Raw genomic sequence first — 5,185 nt, 5'->3', positions numbered from 1 at the left:
TGCGCGCCGGCGGCTTCGCGCTGCTGCTGCTGCTGGCGCTGGCGCCGCTGGTGGCCTGGCGGGGCTGGGGCTTCGGCCTGGTGGCCTGGAGCGGCCATCTGAGCCTGGCCGCCGGGCTGGTGCATCTGCTGCGGATCGGCCGGGCCCGGCGCGCCCTGCCGCCTGCCTGACCGGAGAAGCCTGCCATGCCGAACTCTCCCCGCCCGATCTCCCGCCGCCTGGCGCTGGCGGCGCTGGCCGGCGGGCTGGCCGCGCCGGCGCTGGCGCAGGGGGCCTTGCGCCTCCGCCATGCCGAGGGCGAGATTCTTCTTCCGGCTGTGCCACGCCGCATCGTGACACTGGGCTACCGGGCGCATGATGCGGTGCTGGCGCTGGGCGTCACCCCCATCGCCATCCGCCATTGGTTCGGCGACCAGCCGGGCGGGCTGTGGCCCTGGGCGCGGCCGCTGGTGCAGGGGGCGGCGCCGCAATTGCTGCCGCGCGAGGTGTCGCTGGAAAGCGTCGCGGTGCTGCAGCCGGACCTGATCATCGGCATGGGGGGCGGGCTGGCGCCGGAGCAGTATGCGGCGCTGTCGCGCGTCGCCCCGGTGCTGATGCAGCCCGAGGGCCAGCCGGCCAATGGCGTCGGCTGGGCGGAGATGGTGGAGAGCATCGGCCTGGCGCTGGGCCGGCGGGAGCGCGCGGCCGAACTGGTGGCCGGGCTGCGCCAGCGCTTCGCCGAGGCGCGGGCGCGGCATCCGGGCTGGGCCGGCCGCACCGCCACGGCGGCCTATCATTTCGGTGGCGAGACCGGGGTGTTCCTGCCGGAGGACAGCCGTGGCCAGTTCCTGGCCGAGCTGGGCTTCACCGCGCCCGAGGCGTTGCGGCGGCTGAGCCGTGCGCGCGGCTTCTACGCCCCGCTCTCCGCGGAGGATCTGTCGCCGCTGGAGGCGGATCTGCTGCTCTGGGTCTCGTCGAGCGAGCCGGGCCCTGGCATCGCCGCCCTGCCGTTGCGCCGTTTCCTGCGCGCCTATCGCGAGGGGCGGGAGGTGGTGGCCGGCCCGTTGCTAGCGGCGGCCCTGTCCTTCGGCAGCGTGTTGTCGCTGCCCTACGCGCTGGAGGCGCTGGAGGGCGAGCTGGTGCTGGCGCTGGATGGCGACCCGGCGACGCGGGTGCCCTCGACCGCCCGGCTGGGCCTGGCCCCCTGATGGCGGGGTCCGGGGTGGCCCTGCCACCCCGGCGGCGGGGGTTTGGGGGAGGCGGAGCCTCCCCCAAGTCAAAGCCTTGGTTTGGGGGAGGCGGAGCCTCCCCCAAGGCAGCTCAGATCGCCCCGGTCCAGAAGGCCGGCACGAAGCGGTAGCCCTCGCCTTCCTTCGCCACATAGCCATTGGCGGGGAAGGGGAAGTGGTAGCCGATGCAGCGGATGCGGTCGGTGGCCACCTGGTCGAAGACGCGGCGGCGCGTCGCCTCGGCGGCGGTGGCGTCCATGTCGAAGATCAGGTGCCAGCCGGGGTTGGCCAGGTTCAGTTCCGGCCGGTTGGTGACGTCGCCCAGCACCATGGCCTGGTCGCTGCCATCGGCGATCAGGTAGCTGGTATGGCCCGGCGTGTGGCCGGCGGTGGCGATGGCGCGGATGCCCGGCATCACCTCCGCATCCGGGGCGATGCGGCGCAGCTTCGCCTGGTAGGGGGCGAAGCGGCGGCGGACATTGGCGAAGGCGCCGCGCATCGCCTCGGGCGCGCGGCTGGCCTGGCCGTCATCCATCCAGAAGGCCCATTCCGGCTCGGGCACCACGATCTCGGCATTGGGGAAGGCGGGGCGGCCCTCGGCGTCGGTCAGGCCGGTGATGTGGTCGCCATGGAAATGCGTCATGACGATCAGCGTCACCTGCTCCGGCGCCAGGCCGGCGGCGCGCAGATTGGCCGGGATGCTGCCGGCGGTGGCGCCGAGCTGGCCGCCGGTGCCGGTGTCGAACAGCACCAGGCCGCGCGGCGTCTCCAGCACCGTCACGGTGTAGGGGATGTCGAGATGCTGGGTGGGCAGGAAGGCGGCCTGAAGCGCCGCCTCGACCGCCGCGCTGTCGGCGTTGCGGATGAAGCCCTGGGTCGGGTTGGGGCGGCGGCCGAAGCCGTCATGCACCACGGTCGCCACCAGGCTGCCGATGCGGAAGCGGTAGAAGCCCGGCGCCTGGGTGGCGGTGCCGCCGGCCCCGGCGGTGGGCGTGGCGGCGGGCGCCGTCTGCGCCAGGGCGTCGCCCAGGCCGAAGCGGAGCAGGGCGGGCGCCATCACCAGGGCGCCGGCGGCGGTCAGCAGGCTGCGTCGGTCGAGTTCCATGTCTCACCCCTTTCTGCGCGGCTTGGCCGCGTCGTGCCGGCGGCCCGTGCCGCATCCTGCAGAGGGTGGGGGGGAAGCGCGCCGGATCAAGGTGCGCGCAGCACCGCTACTTGCCGCGGGCGAAGACCACCACCGCCTCCAGCTGCGCCGACCACAGGAACTGGTCGACCGGCGTCGCCTGCTGCACGCGGAAGCCGGCGGCGTGCAGCAGCTTCGCATCCCGCGCCAGAGCCACCGGGTTGCAGGAGACATAGATGACGCGCGACAGCGTGCTCTTGGCCAGCGCCGGAATCTGCTCGGCGGCGCCGGCGAAGGGCGGGTCCAGCACCAGGGCGGCGTGGCCCTCCAGCTCCTTCACCGAGAGGGGCTGGCGCACCAGGTCGCGCCGCACCGCCTGGATTTTGGCGCCGCCGCGCCGCGCCGCCGCGTCCAGCGCCGCCACCGCCTCCGGCGCGCCCTCATAGGCGATCACGCGGGCCTTGGCGGCGAGCGGGAAGGAGAGCGTGCCGAGCCCCGCATGCAGCTCGACGATGCGGGCCTTGCCGGTGAGCTTCGGCAGCCCGTCCAGCACGGCCTCGACGATGGCGGCTTCGCCCTGGGGCGTCGCCTGGAGGAAGGCGCCGGGCGGCGGCGCCACGCTGGCGCCGGCGAAGGCAATCGAGACCGGGCCGAGCTGCGCCAGGGTTTCCGTCCCCTGGCCCTTCAGCGGCCCGCCGGCGATGCGCGGGAGACCGTGCCGCGCGGCGAAGGCGGCCAGCGTCGCGCGGTCGGCCACGCCGGGCGGGCCGTCCAGGCGCAGCAGCAGGTCGGGGCCGCTGTCCAGCAGGTTCAGCACCGCCGAGCCCTCCCGCCGGAAGGCGGGCAGGCCGCGCAGCAGGGTGCGCAGCGGCTCGAACAGCGCGACCAGGGCGGGGTCGAGCACATGGCAGGTGGAGAGATCCTCCACCGCCGCGCCGCCGCGCGCGTGGAAGCCCAGCACCACGCTGCCATCCGGCCGCCGCCGCACGGCGAGGTCGGCGCGGCGGCGGGTGGCGGGCGGTGTCACCCGCGTCGGCGCCACCGGCGCGTCGGGGAAGCCGGCACGGGAGAGGGCCTCGGCCAGCCGGGCGCGCTTCCAGTCGGCATAGGGGGGGATCGCCCAGTGCTGCAGCACGCAGCCGCCGCAGGGGCCGAAATGGGGGCAGGGGGGCGCGACGCGCTCCGGGCTCGGCGAGAGCACGATGGGGCCGTCGGGGCGCACCGCCTCGCCCGGCAGGGTGTAGGGCAGGTAGAGGCGGTTGCCATCCGGCGCGGTGGCGATGCCATCCCCGGCGGCGCCCATCGCCTCGATCGTCACTTGCACCGCACGGCACCTTTCAGAAACGGCACAAGGGGGGCGAGGCCCCCCTTGCTCATGGATATCAGAAAAGAAAGACGTTCTTTTTTGAAAAAAAGAACCAAAAAACTTTTTTCAGTTGGCGTCCCGCTGCGGGCCTGAGGCGGGACGCCAAACTGAAAGAAGTCTTTTTGCTTCTTTTTCTTCAGAAAAAGAAGATTCCTGTGAAAATCAGGCCCCGAAGGCGCTGAGGCCGGTCTGGGCGCGGCCCAGGATCAGGGCATGCACGTCATGCGTGCCCTCATAGGTGTTCACGGCTTCCAGGTTCATGACGTGGCGGATGACGTGATACTCGTCGGCGATGCCGTTGCCGCCATGCATGTCCCGCGACATGCGGGCGATGTCGAGCGCCTTGCCGCAGGAATTGCGCTTGCAGAGGGAGATCATCTCCGGCGTCACGCGGTGCTCGTCGAACAGCCGGCCGAGGCGCAGCACGCTCTGCAGGCCGAGGGTGATCTCGGTCTGCATGTCGGCCAGCTTCTTCTGGATCAGCTGGGTGTTGGCCAGCGGCCGGCCGAACATCTTGCGCTCCAGCGTGTAGGTGCGGGCGGCGTGCCAGCAGAACTCGGCGGCGCCGAGCGCGCCCCAGGCGATGCCGTAGCGGGCGCGGTTGAGGCAGGAGAACGGCCCCTTCAGCCCCTTCACGTCCAGCTTGTTCTCCTCGGGGACGAACACCTCCTCCATCATGATCATGCCGGTGATGGAGGCGCGCAGCGAGAACTTGCCCTCGATCTTCGGCGCGGAGAGGCCCTTCATGCCCTTCTCGAGCACATAGCCGCGCACATCGCCGGCCTCGTCCTTGGCCCAGACGACAAAGACATCGGCGATCGGGGAGTTGGTGATCCAGGTCTTGGAGCCGGAGACCAGGTAGCCGCCATCGACCTTCTTGGCGCGGGTGCGCATCGAGGCGGGGTCGGAGCCGGCATCGGGCTCGGTCAGGCCGAAGCAGCCGACCAGCTCACCCTTCTGCATGCCCGGCAGCAGCCGGTCCTTCAGCGCGTCGGTGCCATAGGCCCAGATCGGGAACATGGCGAGGGAGGACTGCACCGAGAAGGCGGAGCGGTAGCCGGAATCGACGCGCTCGACCTCGCGCGCGATCAGCCCGTAGGAGACGTAGTTGACGCCGGCGCAGCCATGGCTGTCGAGGGTCGCGCCCAGGAAGCCCATCTCGCCGAACTCGTTCATGATCTCCCGGTGGAAGACCTCGTGGCGGTTGGCCTCCAGCACGCGCGGGAACAGCTTCTCCTGGCAGTAGTCGCGGGCCGCGTCGCGGATCATCCGCTCGTCTTCGGAGAGCTGGTCCTCCAGCAGCAGCGCGTCTTCCCAGACGAAGCTCGGCTTGGCGGGCGGGGTCACGGCATTCATCGCGTTTCTCTCCTGCGGACGGCCCGCGCGGGGCGGGCGCCGGCTCAGCGGCTGGGGATCAGGCGCGGAGATTGGCGCGAACGCACCGGTTGGGCAATTTCTGCTCCGCGCGGCGCGGGCCGCGCGGGAAAG

General features: G+C 72.1%; 4 protein-coding genes. 1 reads left to right on the top strand and 3 read right to left on the bottom strand.

Features of this window, described 5'->3' with window-relative positions:
* The first annotated feature begins 185 nt into the window (after window positions 1-185).
* Window positions 186-1,187 carry an ABC transporter substrate-binding protein gene (locus tag HMPREF0731_RS06570; RefSeq protein ID WP_007003269.1) on the top strand — a complete coding sequence of 334 codons (1,002 nt, stop codon included), beginning with the start codon at window positions 186-188 and terminating at the stop codon, window positions 1,185-1,187.
* A gap of 112 nt (window positions 1,188-1,299) precedes the next feature.
* On the opposite strand, the gene HMPREF0731_RS06565 is transcribed toward HMPREF0731_RS06570, so the two are convergent.
* The 3 genes from HMPREF0731_RS06565 to HMPREF0731_RS06555 form a co-directional block, all read right to left on the bottom strand.
* Window positions 1,300-2,313, bottom strand: a complete 1,014-nt coding sequence (locus HMPREF0731_RS06565; protein ID WP_007003268.1) for an MBL fold metallo-hydrolase — start codon at window positions 2,311-2,313, stop codon at window positions 1,300-1,302.
* Between the two features lie 106 nt (window positions 2,314-2,419).
* Entirely contained in the window at window positions 2,420-3,655 is a 1,236-nt protein-coding gene (locus tag HMPREF0731_RS06560) for a class I SAM-dependent RNA methyltransferase (RefSeq protein ID WP_007003267.1), read from the bottom strand.
* 204 nt (window positions 3,656-3,859) lie between these two features.
* Window positions 3,860-5,053, bottom strand: a complete 1,194-nt coding sequence (locus HMPREF0731_RS06555) for an acyl-CoA dehydrogenase (RefSeq protein WP_007003266.1) — start codon at window positions 5,051-5,053, stop codon at window positions 3,860-3,862.
* Window positions 5,054-5,185: the final 132 nt, after the last annotated feature.

It is taken from the genome of Pseudoroseomonas cervicalis ATCC 49957 (assembly GCF_000164635.1).
GTDB classification, from domain to species: domain Bacteria; phylum Pseudomonadota; class Alphaproteobacteria; order Acetobacterales; family Acetobacteraceae; genus Pseudoroseomonas; species Pseudoroseomonas cervicalis.
Note: the sequence above shows the minus strand (reverse complement) of the source record. Positions and strands in the feature narration are given on the sequence as shown.